This is a genomic window from Clostridium sp. L2-50, assembly GCF_000154245.1.
Lineage (GTDB): Bacteria > Bacillota > Clostridia > Lachnospirales > Lachnospiraceae > Coprococcus.
In genome coordinates, this window is sequence record NZ_DS480316.1 from 218,186 (window position 1) to 236,323 (window position 18,138).

The 18,138-nt window shown below is 41.5% G+C and carries 16 protein-coding genes, 1 tRNA gene and 1 other annotated feature; of the genes, 2 read left to right on the forward strand and 15 right to left on the reverse strand.

What is annotated here, in order from left to right; translation table 11 throughout:
• Positions 1-16: 16 nt before the first annotated feature.
• The 8 genes from ilvN (CLOL250_RS04220) to CLOL250_RS04255 form a co-directional block, all read right to left on the reverse strand.
• On the reverse strand, positions 17-505 hold the full coding sequence (gene ilvN / locus CLOL250_RS04220) for an acetolactate synthase small subunit (RefSeq protein ID WP_008400899.1): 489 nt from the start codon (positions 503-505) through the stop codon (positions 17-19).
• Positions 506-607: 102 nt separating this feature from the next.
• Positions 608-3,031 (reverse strand): homocysteine S-methyltransferase family protein, encoded by a 2,424-nt coding sequence (locus CLOL250_RS04225; protein WP_008400900.1) that lies wholly within the window; start codon positions 3,029-3,031, stop codon positions 608-610.
• Positions 3,024-3,509, reverse strand: coding sequence for a ribonuclease HI (gene rnhA / locus CLOL250_RS04230; RefSeq protein WP_008400901.1), 486 nt, complete (start codon positions 3,507-3,509; stop codon positions 3,024-3,026). Before rnhA ends, CLOL250_RS04225 begins: the two co-directional genes overlap by 8 nt.
• A gap of 87 nt (positions 3,510-3,596) precedes the next feature.
• Positions 3,597-4,409 carry a purine-nucleoside phosphorylase gene (locus CLOL250_RS04235; protein ID WP_243143669.1) on the reverse strand — a complete coding sequence of 271 codons (813 nt, stop codon included), beginning with the start codon at positions 4,407-4,409 and terminating at the stop codon, positions 3,597-3,599.
• Positions 4,410-4,543: 134 nt separating this feature from the next.
• Positions 4,544-4,631: transfer RNA gene (locus CLOL250_RS04240), tRNA-Ser, on the reverse strand.
• A 114-nt stretch (positions 4,632-4,745) separates the two neighbouring features.
• On the reverse strand, positions 4,746-6,446 hold the full coding sequence (locus tag CLOL250_RS04245) for a L,D-transpeptidase family protein (RefSeq protein ID WP_008400903.1): 1,701 nt from the start codon (positions 6,444-6,446) through the stop codon (positions 4,746-4,748).
• 12 nt (positions 6,447-6,458) lie between these two features.
• Positions 6,459-7,322: a metallophosphoesterase gene (locus tag CLOL250_RS04250; RefSeq protein ID WP_008400904.1), complete on the reverse strand. Its 864-nt coding sequence runs from the start codon at positions 7,320-7,322 to the stop codon at positions 6,459-6,461.
• Between the two features lie 11 nt (positions 7,323-7,333).
• Positions 7,334-8,650, reverse strand: a complete 1,317-nt coding sequence (locus tag CLOL250_RS04255) for a D-alanyl-D-alanine carboxypeptidase family protein (protein WP_446714948.1) — start codon at positions 8,648-8,650, stop codon at positions 7,334-7,336.
• Positions 8,651-8,843: 193 nt separating this feature from the next.
• Between CLOL250_RS04255 and CLOL250_RS04260 the strand changes: the two genes are divergently transcribed.
• A complete protein-coding gene (locus CLOL250_RS04260; RefSeq protein WP_008400906.1) occupies positions 8,844-9,872 on the forward strand; it encodes a 3-deoxy-7-phosphoheptulonate synthase in 1,029 nt (342 codons plus the stop codon).
• A 92-nt stretch (positions 9,873-9,964) separates the two neighbouring features.
• On the opposite strand, the gene CLOL250_RS04265 is transcribed toward CLOL250_RS04260, so the two are convergent.
• From CLOL250_RS04265 to ilvB, 5 genes are all read right to left on the reverse strand, one after another.
• Positions 9,965-10,291: an SCP2 sterol-binding domain-containing protein gene (locus CLOL250_RS04265; RefSeq protein WP_008400907.1), complete on the reverse strand. Its 327-nt coding sequence runs from the start codon at positions 10,289-10,291 to the stop codon at positions 9,965-9,967.
• Positions 10,292-10,306: 15 nt separating this feature from the next.
• Positions 10,307-10,975: a DivIVA domain-containing protein gene (locus CLOL250_RS04270; protein ID WP_008400909.1), complete on the reverse strand. Its 669-nt coding sequence runs from the start codon at positions 10,973-10,975 to the stop codon at positions 10,307-10,309.
• 154 nt (positions 10,976-11,129) lie between these two features.
• On the reverse strand, positions 11,130-11,576 hold the full coding sequence (gene dtd / locus CLOL250_RS04275; RefSeq protein ID WP_008400911.1) for a D-aminoacyl-tRNA deacylase: 447 nt from the start codon (positions 11,574-11,576) through the stop codon (positions 11,130-11,132).
• Positions 11,577-11,590: 14 nt separating this feature from the next.
• Positions 11,591-12,097: an acetolactate synthase small subunit gene (ilvN, locus tag CLOL250_RS04280; RefSeq protein WP_008400912.1), complete on the reverse strand. Its 507-nt coding sequence runs from the start codon at positions 12,095-12,097 to the stop codon at positions 11,591-11,593.
• A gap of 13 nt (positions 12,098-12,110) precedes the next feature.
• Entirely contained in the window at positions 12,111-13,835 is a 1,725-nt protein-coding gene (gene ilvB / locus CLOL250_RS04285; protein WP_008400914.1) for a biosynthetic-type acetolactate synthase large subunit, read from the reverse strand.
• An 87-nt stretch (positions 13,836-13,922) separates the two neighbouring features.
• Positions 13,923-14,186, reverse strand: a binding site (T-box leader).
• 114 nt (positions 14,187-14,300) lie between these two features.
• Between ilvB and asnB the strand changes: the two genes are divergently transcribed.
• Positions 14,301-16,157 (forward strand): asparagine synthase (glutamine-hydrolyzing), encoded by a 1,857-nt coding sequence (gene asnB / locus CLOL250_RS04290; RefSeq protein WP_008400916.1) that lies wholly within the window; start codon positions 14,301-14,303, stop codon positions 16,155-16,157.
• 358 nt (positions 16,158-16,515) lie between these two features.
• On the opposite strand, the gene CLOL250_RS04295 is transcribed toward asnB, so the two are convergent.
• Positions 16,516-17,100, reverse strand: coding sequence for a dipicolinate synthase subunit B (locus CLOL250_RS04295; protein WP_044945074.1), 585 nt, complete (start codon positions 17,098-17,100; stop codon positions 16,516-16,518).
• 150 nt (positions 17,101-17,250) lie between these two features.
• Positions 17,251-18,114, reverse strand: coding sequence for a dipicolinate synthase subunit DpsA (locus tag CLOL250_RS04300; protein ID WP_049941083.1), 864 nt, complete (start codon positions 18,112-18,114; stop codon positions 17,251-17,253).
• Between the last annotated feature and the right edge of the window lie 24 nt (positions 18,115-18,138).

Consider the following 18,138-nt stretch of genomic DNA (forward strand, 5'->3'; position numbering starts at 1 on the left):
AACAAGGTGCGCATGATTAATCCTGACGCTGACCTCTCACCAGTCCTGTCAGGCCGGTACGAACCAGTTCAATGATCTCAAATCCATCTAACAGTCCGAGAAATGCTTCACACTTCGAGGTTGCGCCTGTTAGCTCAATGATCATGGAACCTTTTGAAACATCAACGATGTTTGCTCGGAATATATTTGCAATGGACATGATATCCTGACGGGTATCCTTATCACTTCTCACCTTTACGAGTACAAGCTCTCTGCATACTGATTTGCCCGGCTCCAGTTCAACGATCTCTACGACGTCCTCGAGCTTATTCAACTGTTTCTTGATCTGGCTCAGACTTGCATTATCTCCGCTTACTGCTACAGTCATTCTGGAATATGCAGGATTCTCCGTAACACCTACCGTAACGCTGTCGATATTATAACCTCTGCGGCTGAATAAACCTGAAACTCTGCTCAGTACACCTGATGTATTATCTACAAGAAGTGACAAAACTATATTATCCATCAATAAGTACCACCTTTCAAACCTATGAAACGGCTGTATAATCAATACAGCACAAATCCTTGTTTTATTATAGTTATCTTGTCAATTATTGTCAACGAAGAATTACTCAATATCAAGCAATCTTTTTACAACCTGAACACATTCTGCCGCATCCTCTGAATAACCGTCTGCATGGATCTCCTCGGCAAAGCTCTCCGTGATAACGGCTCCGCCGATAACGACCTTAATATCCAGATTTTTTTCTTTTACCAGTTCCACGACATCCACCATTTTCATCATGGTTGTTGTCATCAGTGCCGAAAGTCCGATGACCTTGGCATCATTTTCTATGGCTGCATCTACGATCACATCCGCAGGTACATCCTTTCCAAGATCGATAACCGGGAATCCGTAGTTTCGTAGCATCAAGACAACCAGATTCTTTCCAATATCATGGATATCTCCCTCTACGGTAGCAACCACGATCGCAGGCATTGCCTTTCCATCATCCTCTCGTACGATAAGTGGTGTGATCTGATTGATCGCAAGCTCCATCGTCTCTGCGCTTGCGATTAACTGTGGCAGAAAGTATTTTTTCTGTTCAAATAATTTTCCAACACGGTTAATTGCCGGAATCAGCTCATCATCAATAATCTTCTGCGGATCTATCCCCTGTTCCAGTTCTTTTTTGACATCTTCTGAAATATTTCTTTTATTTCCTTTTACAACATCTGTGTAGATAACACTTTTTTCTTTTTCATCCTCCTGACTGCCTCCATTCTGTACAGGTGCAGCCGTTGTGATCCCGAGAGGTTTTACATTCTGGATATACCGGATATCTCCTTCGTCTTTGTTAAGAAGCATATCCGATGCATATGCCATATTCATAAGCATAGTCTGTGACGGATTTGCAATTGCCATCGTAAGACCATTCTGGATCGCCATCGTAAGAAAAGCTGCATTTACAAACATACGCTCCGGCAATCCAAATGAGATATTCGAAAGTCCGCATATCGTAGCAAGCCCCATATCATGACAATAACGGATTGTTTTCAGGCAGTTGACAGCAGCAGCTTTCTCTGCTCCGACTGTTGCAACCAGACCATCGACCACAACATCCTCTTTCTGAAAGCCCATCTTATAAGCAGCATCCAGAACTGTATGTATAATGTTTTCTTTTTCATCACTGTCTTTCGGAAGTCCCTCATCAGAAAGCGGAAGCAGAATGAACATCGCACCATATTTACTGACCAACGGAAGGATCTCCTGCATTTTTACCTTTTCCAGAGATACAGAATTCACAAGTGCACGTCCCGGATAGATACGAAGTGCCGCTTCGATAACAGCAGGGTTACTGGAATCAATACATAACGGAAGATTCACTGCCTGTGACACCTCATATACAACCCTTACCATCATTTCTTTCTCATCAATACCATTCATGCCGACATTGATATCAAGGATTGATGCACCCTTTTCCATCTGTTCTTCCGCCATCGTCATAACAGTATCGAGAACTCCCTCCCGAAGCTCTGCCTGCAGTTTCTTCTTACCGGTTGGATTGATACGTTCTCCGACCACCATAAAAGGACCATCCAGACTGATCTGTCTTGTCATGCGTTCTGATGATAGCAAACGTTCTTTCTTGTCTGATATCTCAGGAATATCCATTGTCTTTGCCATATCAGAAAGTGCTTTGATATGGGCAGGAGTTGTTCCGCAGCAGCCGCCGACCATACCGGCTCCCGCTTCTATGATCATCTTCATATCTTCTGCAAAGGTTTCCGGTGTCATGGCATATACACTTTTACCATCCACAAGTTCAGGCATACCGGCATTCGGCTTCGCAAATACGGGAACAAATGCTACCTCTTTCATGGCAGCCACAAGCTCTGTCATCTTGTCCGGTCCTGTGGAACAGTTTACACCTATCGCGTCCACGCCAAGATTCTGTAATACATTGACCGCGGTTACCGGATCCGTTCCATATAAGGTTCTTCCGTCCTCGTTAAATGTAAGGCTCGCCATGACAGGGAGATCACAGATCTCATTTGCAGCGATCACAGCAGCTCTGGTTTCGGCAAGGCTCATCATAGTTTCTACAACCAGAAGATCACAGCCCGCCTCAACAAGAACTTTGATCTGTTCTTTATAGATATCAACCAACTCTTCAAACTGAAGTTTTCCCATCGGATATAGCATCTCACCTGTCATGGTAAGATCGCCTGCGACATAACCATGCCCGCACTCAGCAACAGCCTGCTTTGACAGAGCTACCAGATCCATATTCATCTGATAGAGATTATTCTCCAGTCCATATTCACGAAGCTTTAAACGATTACAGGTAAATGTCGGAGCATATAAGATATCTGTGCCTGCATTCAGATACGACGTCTGAAGTTCCAGCATAACTTCTTTGTGCTCCAGTATGTATTTTTCCGGACATACACCAAGCGGCATGCCTGCATTCATCAGATTTGTTCCGGTTGCTCCATCTAAGATCAGTATTTTCTCATCGAACAGTTGTCTAAATTCGTGTTTATTCATTCGTTATCACACCTTCGTCGTCTATTTTGTTATCTCCGTCTGCCGCTGTCGTTGCAAGCATATCACATCGTTCATTCATCGGATGTCCTGCATGTCCCTTTACCCAGTGAAAGGTTACTGTATGCGGTTCTTTTGCTTTTAACAGTCGTTCCCACAGATCCCGGTTCTTTACCGGTTCATTCTTGCCACGTTTCCAGCCCTTCTTGATCCAGCCCCATATCCAGCCTTCATTAAATGCCTTTACAAGATACTGGGAATCTGAATATAATTCCACATTACAGGGTTTTATCAATGCTTCTAAACCAACAATAGCTGCCATAAGCTCCATGCGGTTATTTGTAGTCTTATTATAGCCCTGTGAAAATTCCCGTTCATGGAGCGTTCCTTTTCCATCAATAAACTGGATAACCGTACCATATCCGCCCGGTCCGTCCGGATTACCTCTCGCTGCACCATCTGTATATATCTTTACATCCATTCTTTTCGCACCTCATATCCATTCTAATTAATCCATATCCGCTTATAAATGACTGATTATCACTTTTCATCAAATGATCGGAATATTTTATTCTGTGCCATCACTATAACTTTCGATCAATTCTGTAAGGAGTCTGCTCATTTTATCAGACATCTCCTTACTGCGATCCAGAATATCCTCATGCTTTAATTCAGCACCAAGTCCTGCCGCTTTATTTGAAATTGCCGAAAAACCGGATACACGGATTCCCATATGGCAGGCCGCGATTGCCTCACATGCTGTACTCATGCCGACCGCATCTGCGCCGAGCAACTGAAACATCCTTATCTCAGCCGGTGTTTCATATTGCGGACCGGTCGCCTGAATGTAGGTTCCTTCCACAACATGAAGTCCAATCTGCTCAAATACTTTCCTGCTTATCTGTATTTTTTCTTTATCATATATATGGCTCATATCCGGGAATCTGACGCCAAACTCATCTATATTTCTTCCAATCAACGGAGATGGAACAAAGCTTGATATCTGATCCGAAATGATCATGATATCTCCCGGTGCCAGCTCTTCACTGATTCCTCCCGCCGCATTGGTAAGGATCAGCCACCGTATTCCTAGAAGCCCCATCAGCCGGATCGGCTTCACGACATCCTGCATGGAATATCCCTCATAGTAATGAACTCTTCCCTGCATGACAACAATCGGCTTTCCACAGGAATAACCAAATATAAACCGTCCCTTATGACCGGCAACCGTCGAAACAGGAAAACCCGGAATCTCTTTATAATAAACATACACAGGATCATCCATGGTAAATGCATCGCCCAGTCCGCTTCCAAGTACAATCCCTATCTCCGGCTTCATCTTTATTTTGTCAGTGATATAACGAACAGCCTCATCATACATAAATAACATCTCCTTATCCCGGTGCTGCAGCTCACCTGTACCCAGTCTCTGAAATACATAATTCTGAGTTTTCCCATATATCCATATGGTAAAAAAGCTGACACCCATCTGAATGTCAGCTTATTTTCATAAAACGGAGATAGAGAGATTTGAACTCTCGCGCCGGTTGCCCGACCTACCGCTTTTCGAGAGCGGACCCTTCAGCCACTTGGGTATATCTCCTTTTTCCTATGACTTTGCTATAATACCATTAATACACAAAATATACAACTATTTTTTATGATACTTTCTGATGCCTTTTCACCGGGCATGGTCATACAATGGTAACACTTAAAACTAATAGTAGCAGATTACAGGCATCCCGGCATAGATATTCTCATAAATAACCGCGGCTTTCTGATATGGCAGATTAACGCAGCCATGCGAACCGCTGGAATAATAAATGTCTCCGCCGAACTTATCACGCCATGTCGCATCATGAAGCCCGATTCCACGATTAAAAGGCATCCAGAAATTGACCTTTGTCTCATAATCCTCTCCTCTTAAAACAGAAGGTGATTCTTTATATGTGATCGAATATAACCCATCCGGTGTACCATGTCCTTTCTTTACACAACCTGTTACACAGGGAGAATCTTCAACCAATTTTCCATCTATGATCAAATATACATGCTGGTTCGACAGATCGACCTCTACATAAGAATAACCGATATCCCCGTATTTGTTATATGCTGCTCCCGTCTGGGAAAACTCCGGTGTACGCTCCTGTGATTTCCCACTTGCAAGTGCTTCCCGCAAGCCCTTTGTCTCCGCTTCTACATCAATTGCCCATCCATAACGATTGCCTGTTTCTTCTACATATCTTCCTGTATAAGTCTGAAAGGTTCTCGTTGTTCCGACTGTATCATATGTCTCTGCAAGCTGTCTCACATATGCCTGAACCGATTTCTTTTTGAACTTCCATTTTCCGTTATCATAATAGAGCCAGCTGCCAAATGTTGATGCATCAAGCGTCCATGATACACGATCAATGCTGTAGTCGATCTGAACCGTAAGATATGTTTCCAGTGCTTTTTTCCGGTCTGCAATCTCCTTACTGTCTGCCGTGATCTCTGCATTCTCGTAACACGCTTCTTTATCAAGGTCTGTAGTAGCTTTCACCTGTTCAAGCGCCGTTTCTATCACTTCATGAACCTTATCTGTATCCAGATAACTGCCTTCTGTCTCTGGTATGATAACCGCCTCGCTCTTATCAACTGCTACATAGGCATTCTTTGGTTTTTCCATATTCTTTTCCTGCATACAGTCCTGATCTTTTAAAAATTGATACAGTTTTTCCTTATCATAGGTTACCTCATAACTGGTTTTATAATCTTTCCGCTTATTATTCAGATATAAAAACCACAGAAAGCCATTTTGCTTCTTCTTAATGCTTTTCTCATTGGAAACTGCCTGTATCGTCATATCGATATCTTCCGGACGGATCACAAATGATGCATGTTCTCTGCCGTTTACGCTTAAAGTATATCCACTCATATATGTATCGATCGTGTTTTTTACGGATTTTACTGTATGATAGGATACATTCTGTCCGTCAATATATGTATTCTTGTTAAAATGGAAGCTAAACCAGATCGACAATGTAAGATAACAAAGTAAAATAACTCCGCCCACAGAAATTGATATAATCGCAGCGATCTTTTTTCCTTTTTTTCGTTTATCGATCTGTTCATAGACACTCTTATCGACAAAGACATCCGATGGTATAGCAGCAGCCGTGGCAGCAACCTCCGGCTGGTCTTTTGTTTCTATTTCTTCAGCCTCCGCCTGGTCTGTCTCTTGGTCTGCTTCAGTTTCAATCTCCATCTGCCCAGCCTCTTTGCCTGCCTCATTCTCTTCTTTGTCTGCGCTGTTTTCTGTTTGCTCTTCTTTAGTCTCTATTTGTGTTGCCTCTTTATCCGCTTCGCATTCTGTTTGTTCTGCATCTTTGACGGCTTTGCTCTCTATCTGCTCTACTTCTTTGTTTTCCTCACTCATAATCTTCCCCTGTTATTCTCCTTCCAAATGGATCACGCATATCTCCGGTTTATTATTGACCCGAAACTTTAAAGTATGACCACCAAGTCCACCTGTTAAGATCATTTTTTTATTGCGATATTCATACATACCCCGGTAATATTTCGGAAACAGCCGTACCATCGGTGATATCACTCCCCCAAAAAACGGAAGTATGATCATGCCCCCGTGTACATGACCGGATAACACCAGATCTGCTCCCCATTCCGCATAAACCGAAAAATAATCCGGGTTATGCGCAAGTAATATCGTATATGCATCCTGATGTCTCGTCGGAAGAAGCTCCACCAGATAGTCCGTCTCCATCTTCAGAAGCCGGAATCTTCTGTAATAAGCCGCATCCATGTCAAGCCCCACCACCCGGATATTTTCAGATGTCAGAATCATTTCCTCATTTATAAGCCATTGAACATAATCCTTTGTCTGTTCATATAGATTTTCCCAGATATCTCCATACTGCTCTGTATATAAACTGGTTCGCATCTCATGATTTCCCTTTGAAATATAAACAGGGAATTCACTTCCAAGCTTTTGCAGAAGGTCTATCGCAACACCCGAACCGACATCTTTCTTTCCGACTATAACATCTCCTGCGATCAAAACTGCATCAGGAGCAATCTTTTTTATCTCTTTTATGAGCTCCTCATTTTTATCTCCGAATTCCGCATTATGAAGATCTGCGATCATCGCAAATGTAGCAGACTTTTTGATTCTTTTATCCGTGATCGTATAATGAGATACCGAAAGCATGTGATTCTCCCGTCTGCTTTCAATCAGAACTGCGAACAGACAGATAAGCGCAAATATACAGATGATACTGATAATATTGAATAACATTTCCTCTTCCTCTAGGAACGAAAGGCAAGATATAATACTTTTTTAAAACTATAGCCAAACGTCATTTTCTTTATATTTTCTGCAGCAACAATCTCAACTGAACCAAGTACACGGCCATTGATCGAATATTCCATTTTTCCAATCACGTCTCCTTTGTTGATCGGTGCTGTAAGCGTCTCTTCCTGAATCGGTGTCTTCTTCACATCATCTGCCTTTTCTCCGCGAAGCAGAACGGATGAGAAGTCCGATGCACTTTCAATCGCCAGTTCGTCACTGATACCATTTTCTATAGAAACGCTGCGGGTGTCAAGTACATTTTCATCTTTATACAGATTGCAGTTTGCATATCCATAATCGAATAGCTTGCAGACCTCTTTATTTCTGATATCCTTTGTTTCAGCTCCCATGATAACTGCGATCAATGTAATGCCGTTTCTGTTCGCCGTCGCCGACATACAGTATTTGGCTGTCGCCGTATATCCAGTTTTAAGCCCGGTCGCCCCAGTGTATATATTAAGGAATTTATTTGTATTAGCAAGGTCAAATCTTGACTCGCCCCTTGCGGTTTTATGTATGATCGAATCCATCCAGATACCGGAATATTTCAGGATCTCAGGATGTTCATCAATTAACTGTCTGGACATAATTGCAATGTCTCTTGCCGATGTCTCATGTCCATCTGCATCCAGTCCACAGGCATTGACAAAATGTGTATGCTCCATTCCAAGTTCCTTTGCCCTGTCATTCATTCTCTGAACAAAGGCTTCCTCGCTTCCTGCCGTGAATTCTGCCATAGCAACTGCCGCATCGTTTCCTGATGCAATAATGATACATTTTATCATATCTTCAACCGTCTGCTGTTCACCGGTTTCAAAGAAACATTGTGAACCACCCATAGAAGCTGCATGTTCACTCACAGTTACAATATCAGACATCTGATAATCGCCTGCCTTCATTGCCTCAAAAACCAGAAGCAGCGTCATTACCTTTGTGACGGATGCAGGTTTCCTTGCCTCGTCTGCATTTTTCTCATATAATACCGTTCCTGTTGTTGCTTCCATAAGGATACAGAATGGTGATTCCAATTGAAGTCCGGACTGATCTGTCGCTATTTCATCTGTTGCTGTTCTATCTGTTACAGTTCCATTTGTTACGGCTTCATCTGTAAGCGGTTCTTCCTGTACGTTTTCCTCAGTTACCACCTCTGGCTCAGCAACACTATATATTACCGATCGGTCGGTATGTCCGACTACAAGTGCTATTCCAAGAACCATACCTATAAATGCTCTGCCTACCCTCTTTCCCATTTTAACCCGTTTCAATAACATCCCTCTAATCTGTTCATTTATACAATTTATGCTTAAAAAAATGAATAAAGAATGTTTGTGTTGATATTTTTCTTTCATAATTAATTATATTCTGCTATAATACTACAGAATTATGCGCAATATGCGGTAATTTAATAAATAATGACACTTTCGTCATTTATTAACTGGACAAATTATAACAGGAGGAAAATCAATGAGTATGAAATTGGTTAAACGAGTACCAACCGGTGAAGAGATCAAAGAATTATATCCTCTCTCACAGGAACTCAAAGACATTAAAGCAAAACGAGACGAAGAGATCAGAAAAATTTTTACCGGAGAAGACAAGCGATTTATATTTATAATTGGTCCATGTTCCGCTGATAACGAAGATGCTGTATGCGACTATCAGAACAGACTGGCAAAGGTTGCAGAACAGGTCAAAGATAAAATTCTTGTAATTCCACGTATATATACGAACAAACCAAGAACAACGGGTGATGGATACAAAGGGATGTTACATCAGCCGGATCCGAATAAGGCGTCTGATATGTTAGAAGGTTTATATGCGATTCGTAAAATGCATATCCGCGCGATCAAAGAAACCGGACTCACAGCAGCAGACGAAATGCTCTATTCCGAGAACTGGCAATATGTTGACGACATCTTATCCTATGTAGCGATCGGTGCACGTTCCGTTGAGGATCAGCAGCACAGATTAACGGCAAGTGGAATGGACATTCCGGTTGGCATGAAGAATCCAACCAGTGGTGATTATACTGTTATGATGAATTCTTGTCTTGCCGGACAGCATCCGCATACTTTCTTATATTCCGGATGGGAAGCCCACACAGACGGAAACCCACTGACCCATTGTATCTTAAGAGGTGCATTAAACAAACACGGTCGTTCCATCTCAAACTACCACTACGAAGATCTGCGTCTTTTATATGAATCATACCAGAAGTTCAATCTGGTAAATCATTCATGTATCGTTGATGCAAATCATAACAATTCAGGCAAAAAATTCGATGAGCAGCCAAGAATCGTAAAAGAGGTTATCCACAGCCGCAATTATGATCCTGATATCAAAGAACTTGTAAAAGGTGTTATGGTTGAAAGTTATATCGAAGATGGTAATCAGCCGGTTGGCGGAGGATGCTATGGCAAATCCATCACAGACCCTTGTCTCGGATGGGAAAAGACAGAACGTCTCTTAAAAGAAGTTGCAGATCTGTTATAAAAAACGATAAAAGAATATGAAATTTCTTTTTAATAACAATTATATGTATGGTAAAAAGGAACCTGCCAAATAACAACTGGCAGGTTCCTTTTTTAATCCTTTATGATGCGTGATAGAAAATTTCTACCTAACGACACATCTCCGGTAATATTCAATTTTCCGGTTGCATATGCATAAATCGGATCCATCACTCCATTTATTACTTTCTCCAGGCAGGATACTGTAACGATAAACTGAACATTTCGTTGCTTATATTCCCCCAAAGAGACCTCAAATGTATCATCTTTCAAATGAATGTAAAAATGCCCGCTATCACGTCCAATAACATCAAACTGGAAATACGTATCATCCTGTAATCCATCTATATTCTTATGCAAGGATAATTCATTAAAATAATCAAGACATTCCCTGTATGTCATATAAACAAACCCGCTTTATAAGAACTCGAAATCGTCTTCCTCGTCGCCATCACCGATCAGAACCTGATTACGCTTAACGCCTTCTTCGATTTCTCCTACAATTACTTCATCTTCTTCATCCTCTGTTACAGCACTCTTACCTGCAAATGCCTGTGGTTTGCTTTCCTCTTTCGGTTCTTCCTTTGGCTTCATCTTTAACTTCTGAGGTTCATTTGTTGTCTGAGACTTCATCTTCAGCTTAGTAATAGGATCAGCTTCTAATGCATCCTCATTAATGGATGAAGCAGTACCTGCTGTTGCTGTTGCAACACCACCATTTGCCTTAATTTCTTCCATCTCTGCTTTTAACTTTGCAAGCTCTGCCTTTGCATTTGAAAGAACTTCATTTGCACGCTTCTTTGCATCGTTAATGATTCTGTTGGCTTCATTGTTTGCTGCATTCTGTTCCTTTTTGGAACCCGGAGCAGCCTGCTCCAACTGTTTCTCTAATTCATAGATCTTTACGCTATTCTCTCTGAGAGAATTCTGAGCCAGTTCATTTTCTGCTGCAGCTGCATCATATTTTGCCTGTAATGAAGCAAACTCATCCGATACTTCTCTCATAAATGAATTTACTTCATCTTTATTATAACCAAAAAGTCCCTTTTTAAAGGTCTTTTCTTCAATGCTTTCCTTTGTTAACATTATAGTGCTTCTCCTTTTCGTGTTTTTTTAACATAACCTAAACTTAATTATATTAATTCTTTGTATGTTTTTCAAGAAATAATCGTATGTTTTTAAAAAAATTTACAATTTTTCATGAAAGATATTCAAGTCTAAGCTATTTTCATGTATTCTTTTACATTTCTTGACTATCAAGCAGAATTGTAAACGGTCCGTCATTAGACAGATCCACTCTCATATCCGCACCGAAAACGCCGCTTTCCGTAACAGTATTCTTCTCTCTACAGGCAGACAGGATATATTCATATAACTTATTTGCCTTATCGGGGTTACCCGCCTTTGTAAAAGAAGGACGATTTCCTTTCCTGCAGTCTGCACATAAAGTAAACTGTGATACGATCAGAAGCTCACCTTTTACATCTGTAAGAGAAAGATTTGTCTTGCCATTTTCGTCTGCAAATATACGAAGCCCCAGCAGTTTACGGATCAATTTATCTGCAACTTCTTCTGTATCTTCTTCGAATACACCTACAAATACCAGCAGACCTTTTCCGATCTTTCCGACCTCTTTATCATCTACTGTTACACTTGCATGATTCACTCTTTGAATCAGAAATCTCATAATCTTTTTCCCCTTTAACGTTCTGACATACTGATTGCTTCTACAGCAACACTTCCCCCTCGAACGACCTCGATTCGGTTCGGAAAACTCTGTTTGAATAATTTGATCGCATCATTATTCTGATTCTCTGTCTGTAAACACTCTACCAGAATATTCTTTTTATCGTAGTCGGTAATTCTAAAATTAAATGCATTTGCAATGCGGAATACCTCATCCTTATCATCCGTATTACATTCCTTGACCTTAATAAACAAAATCTCTTTATTATGAATCGGAATATCTGTATAATCAACCACCTTGATTACTTCCACACTACGGTTTAACTGCTTCTTTACCTGCTCAAAAATACGATCATCGCTTGTAAAACTGATTGTCATTCTGGATATAGTCGTATCCTCTGTCTCACCAACTGTCAGGCTGTTCAGATTATACGATTTGCCTGAAAAAAGGCCGGAAATCCTTGCAAGTACACCTATTTCGTTTTCAACATATAAACATATCCATCTTTTCTTTTCACTCATATGTCCATCCTCCTTAACAATCCATGATCATATCATTTAATGACTTGCCGCCCGGAACCATCGGGAATACATTTGCAGTCGGATCAATATAGAACTCTATAACTGTAGGTCCCTTTGTATTTGCCTTTGCCTGCTCAAATGCTGCCTTGATCTCTTCTTCCTTTGTAACACGGATTCCAAGTGCCTCATAGCTTTCCGCCAGTTTTACAAAATCCGGTGTATATTTCGGACAGCATTTGTCCGGATTCTGACAGTCATGATTACAGCTCTTTCTGTATCGCAGACATGTACTGCTGTAACGCTTGTTGAAGAACAACTCCTGCCACTGACGTACATTTCCAAGATAACCGTTATTTAAGATACAGATTGTGATCGGAAGCTCCTGTGCAACCGCAGTCGCCATCTCCTGAATATTCATCTGCACACCACCGTCACCGGAAATACAGATAACATTTTTATCCGGATTACCAATCTTGGCACCGATGGCAGCAGGAAGTCCATATCCCATCGTACCAAGGCCACCGGAGGTTAAGAGCTGGTTCTCTCCGCCAAGTGCGATATACTGTGTTGTCCATAACTGATTCTGCCCTACATCGGTTGTAATGATGAGATTGTCATACATCTCATTAATGGTCTTAATGATCTTCTCCGGTGTAACACCTTTATAAGAATTCATGTTGATCGGATACTGTCTCTTCACCTCCATGATCTCATCTACCCAATCGCTTATATCTAATTTCTTTGCATATTTTAACATCTTTGTAATCGCAAGCTTTGCATCTGCTACGATCGGGATGTCTACCTCGATATTTCTGGAGATTGATGCTGCGTCGATATCGATATGTATGATCTTTGCATTCTTTGCAAATGTGTCGATCGTACCGGTGATACGGTCATTGAATCTGGTTCCGATTGAGAACAAGACATCACATTCCATGATTGCTTTATTGGATGCAAGATTTCCATGCATTCCGATATTACCAACATATAAAGGATGGTCCGTCGGAATTGCTCCCTTACCCATGATCGTAGTAACAACAGGGATTCCTGTCAATTCACATAATTCCTGCATTTCTTTTCTTGCATGCGCGATATTTACACCACCGCCGATCAAAAATACCGGTTTTTTGGCACGATTTAATTCTGCCAGAGCCTTCTTAAGCTGACCGGAATGTACGCCTTCAGACGGCTTATATCCTCTGATATTTACCTCATCCGGATATTCATCCGACCCCATTGCCAACTGGATATCCTTCGGTATATCAACCAGTACCGGACCCGGCTTACCTGTTCTTGCGATATAGAATGCATTCTTGATAATCCTTGCCAGATCTTCTCTCTTTCTGACTGTTACCGCATACTTACAAATACTTCTCGTGATACCTACGATGTCAACCTCCTGAAAGGCATCGTTACCGATCAGATTCATCGGTACCTGTCCGGTAAAACATACAAGTGGAACACTGTCATAGTTTGCTGTTGCAATTCCTGTAACCAGATTGGTTGCACCGGGACCGCTGGTAACCAAGCATACACCAACCTTCCCTGTTGATCTTGCATATCCATCTGCCGCATGAACAAGTGCCTGTTCATGTCTTGGAAGGATCATATCGATTCCTTCCGCATCATATAATGCGTCAAATAAGTCGATCGCTGTTCCACCCGGATAGGCAAACAGTGTATCAACATGTTCTTCCTGTAATGCTTTTACAAACATCTGTGCTCCATTAATCTCCATAACCTATATCCTCCTTTAATTTCATTCATATAAATTTCCTAAAAGAGCTTTTTCACATCCATTAAAAAAGCCCTAAGCCGTATATCAGCTTAGGGCGAATAATCATATCCGTGGTACCACCTAAATTCAGGTTCTTCCTGCTCTTATCCGATACTTGCAAGTTTTACCTGTGTCATATCGTTTTCCTGTAACGGGGAAATCCGTTGAATCCTACTTAGCACTTCATAAGAAATTATGCTTTTCAGTCCACTGCTCGAAGGCTACTTCCATACATCCTAGCTGAAGATTCTCACCACCATCTTCTCTCTGGGAGCCGGTCCTGTATGTACTCCTCCTTGTCATTGCATTTGACATATAAACTGTTGTTACTTTAGCATAAATGAGGAAAAAAGTCAACGTGTTATTTAGGAATAATAACCAAATACTTCTCATACAATTATACGAAAAATATGAAGTGAGTTAGCTATGTGTTCTATCTCTGGATTCTATAATGTACATGGCAGATATACCGAAGCAGAAAATCATTTTCAAAATATTCTATCTGACATGAACATAAAACAAAAACACCGCGGGCCGGATGATGACGGTATCCTTCTGACGGATACCTGCGGTCTGTCGCATACCAGATTATCCATCCGTGATATCAAGGCCGGAATCCAACCAATGACCCGTACGGTCGCAGGCAGAAGCTTTACGATTGTATTTAATGGTGAGATCTATAATACAGATAAATTAAAGCAGCCTCTTATCTCACATGGATACAGTTTTACCACAACATCGGACACCGAAGTCCTGCTGCTCTCCTACATATACTACGGACCTGATTTTGTAGAAAAGGTAAATGGTATTTTTGCATTTGCGATCTATGACCATATGGAGCAGTCCATCTTCCTTTACCGTGATCCGTTCGGGGTAAAACCACTTTACTATACTTTTCTGTCTGACGAAACGCTGGTATTTGCCTCAGAGCGAAAGGCACTGTTCTGTTATCCCGGCACATTTCCTAGACTGGATAAAAAAGGCTTATGTGAAATCTTCGCCATTGGGCCGTCCAAAACTCCGGGCTGTGGCGTATTTAAAGGAATAAATGAAATCAAGCCAGGATATTATCTGCGGTACGATCGTTTCGGTCAATCCACGATCTGCTATTTCCGAATAAAGAGCATGCCTCATACCGACGATTACAAAACAACGATCGAGAAGACTGCCGATCTTCTTAAAAATGCGATCAAACGACAGATTGTATCCGATGTTCCAATCTGTACCTTCCTGTCAGGAGGTATCGATTCCTCGATCGTAAGTGCTGTCTGTGCAAATGAATTAAAAGAACGCGGACAGGTGCTTGATACCTATTCCTTTGACTTTACAGATAATGCGCGTTATTTCAAATCAAATGCCTTTCAGCCGGAACAGGATCGTCCTTATGTCGATCAGATGGTATCCTATCTCGGAACCTCCCATCACTACTTAACCTGTAATATGGAGGAACTTGCCGATCTTCTCTATGACTCGGTTCTGTCGAGGGATCAACCAACCATGGCAGATGTCGACTCTTCGTTATTGTATTTCTGTAAACGGGTGTCCGAACACAATAAGGTTGTTTTGACCGGCGAATGTGCAGACGAGATATTCGGTGGTTATCCATGGTTCTACCGGGAAGATCTGCTTGCATCCGATACATTTCCATGGATGATCGATCTCACACCGAGAAAGCAGCTGTTAGATCCGGAGTTTGCAGATGCCTTACAGATGGATGACTATGTGAAAAATCTTTACCACCAGATCATCTCGGAGATTCCGGTTCTGCCGGAAGAATCAGATATCGAGAAATCCCGCCGCCGGATTGGCTATATGAACATCCGGATGTTTATGCAGACCCTGCTTGACCGTATGGATCGTACCAGTATGTATAATGGTCTGGAAGCCAGAGTACCATTTGCGGATATTCATCTTCTGCAATATGTCTTCAATGTTCCGTGGAAATACAAATACAGAAATCAGACCGAAAAAAGTCTGCTCCGCCATGCTGCCGTGAATCTCGTGCCAAATGAGATCCTGTTCCGGAAGAAAAGCCCGTATCCAAAGACATATAACCCGCTTTATGAAACGATCCTTGCCGACCGCTTAAGAGAAGTGATCGATGATCCTACAAGCCCTGTCAACCGATTTCTGGAAAAAAAAGCAGTTCTGCAGTTTCTGGAATCACCGAAAGATTACGGAAAGCCTTGGTATGGTCAGTTGATGGCAGGTCCACAGATGATGGCGTACTTATTACAGATCAACTACTGGCTGAAAGAATACCAGATCTCCATCGAATTCTGATCATAACACCCACCAGCCGGTGGGTGTTTATATCTTATATACCAGAACTCCAAAATGCCCGATACTCTATCGCCCCTTTTCCAGCAGATTATTTATCTTATAAAAACAAACCTCCTATAAAGTAAATAAAGAGCATGTAACCTATAATTCAGTATGATGCCCTACATAAATTACTAACATTTGCGTAATTTCGTTATGAGACTTGCACCAGCTGTCAGCACCAAGCCCATGTTTGAACCCGTTAGGGTGAGTTTGGGCGACTGCTGACAAATACGCGTGCGAGTCGAATAGAAATGAAGCAAGTCATGTAATTATATAGGGCATCAAATGAAATTAAGGTTACAGGCTCTCATTCTTTTTATTTGTCACATAACACCGGCTGAATCTGCTTCCCCTTTAAAGCCTCCTCTATCGTATCCGGTATCATAGACAGTTTTCCGATCAGGGAATTCGGTTTCTTTACAGGATCATCCTGATAAAAAGGAACAAAATAAATATTTTTCATATTCATAAGCATTCCGATATTCTTAAAATTCATTCCCATCGCATCATTTGTCGATATGCTGATGATCAGTGGTTTATTATTCCTGATATGTGCCTTTGCTGCCATCAGCACAGGAGAATCCGTTATACCGTTACACAGCTTTGCGAGTGTATTTCCGGTACATGGGGCGATCACCAATACATCCAGATATGCCTTAGGACCGATCGGTTCTGCCTCCTGAATCGTAAATATTCCCTTCTTCCCTGTAATCCTCTGAATGTCTTTTACAAATTCATCACTTTTACCAAATCTGGTGTCGTATGTCGCCGAACGATCAGAAAAGATCGGATACACCGATATTCCCATTTTCGTCATTTCCTCTATCTCTATCTTTACTTTATCAAAAGTACAAAAAGAACCGGTTATTGCAACGCCGCAATTGCACCCTGATAAACTCATATCTATAATCCTTTCCATGCTATATGAACTCCATAAAATCAATATTCCGGCAGGTAGTCAGGTTTTTATTTAATTAACTCATAAAACAATTACCTTTGCAGAGAAATTTTATGTTTATTATAGATTATGCAGAACATCATGACATGTGACTCAAAAAAGCAGATACTCCAAAACCGCCTCTCCAAGGATCTCGCCCGAAGTCTTCGGTGAATAGCGTCCCGGAATACCCAGACTGTGTCGGTATCTTATCCCTCTTTCATCCAGATAGGAAAAATCTGTTCCACCGGGCATCGATGCGATATCAAGGATCACTATATTTTGTCGGAACTTTGATAATATATCTCGATTTAATACAGGCGCAGGTATGGTATTATAACAAAAATCAAACTGATCAAGCTTATTGTCTGAGCCAAGCTGATTTAATAGAATCGTATGGCAGTCTCCCATTGCCGCCTTAAAACATGCTTCCACACTTCTGGTTGTAACCGTTACCTCAGCGCCCATACGAAGGAGCTTCTGTGCAAGCACACGGCCACATCTTCCATATCCGGTGACAAGACATTTGCTGTTCTCAATATTAATATCACTCATCATAAAGCTTTCAGCTATAGCCCCCTCCGCCGTAGCAACTGCGTTCTTTAACGCCACACAATCATCCTTCATATAATCATAATATGGTACACCGGCTGCTGTACAGGCATCTGTCAGCCCGGATGGGAGCACTCCCCCGCATACAAAATCAAAAGCTGTAAGACTCCCTGCAATATTTTCTATCGCAAGCTCTGTACATCCATTGATATGGATTCCGTCTTTTGCAACCGGAACAGGTAATAACAATACCCTTTCTTCAACAGTACTGTCATTTCTGAAAGTTTCAGAAAGCATTGGCCAGCTGCTGTATTCATCCTCACAGTCTGGCACTTTATATGTTGTAACATATACTCCCTGTTCTTTTAAATATGCTGCCAGATAATGACAACGCATATCTCCGCCTATCATTACAAACTGTCTCAAATTATATCCTCCTTATAGACTTTC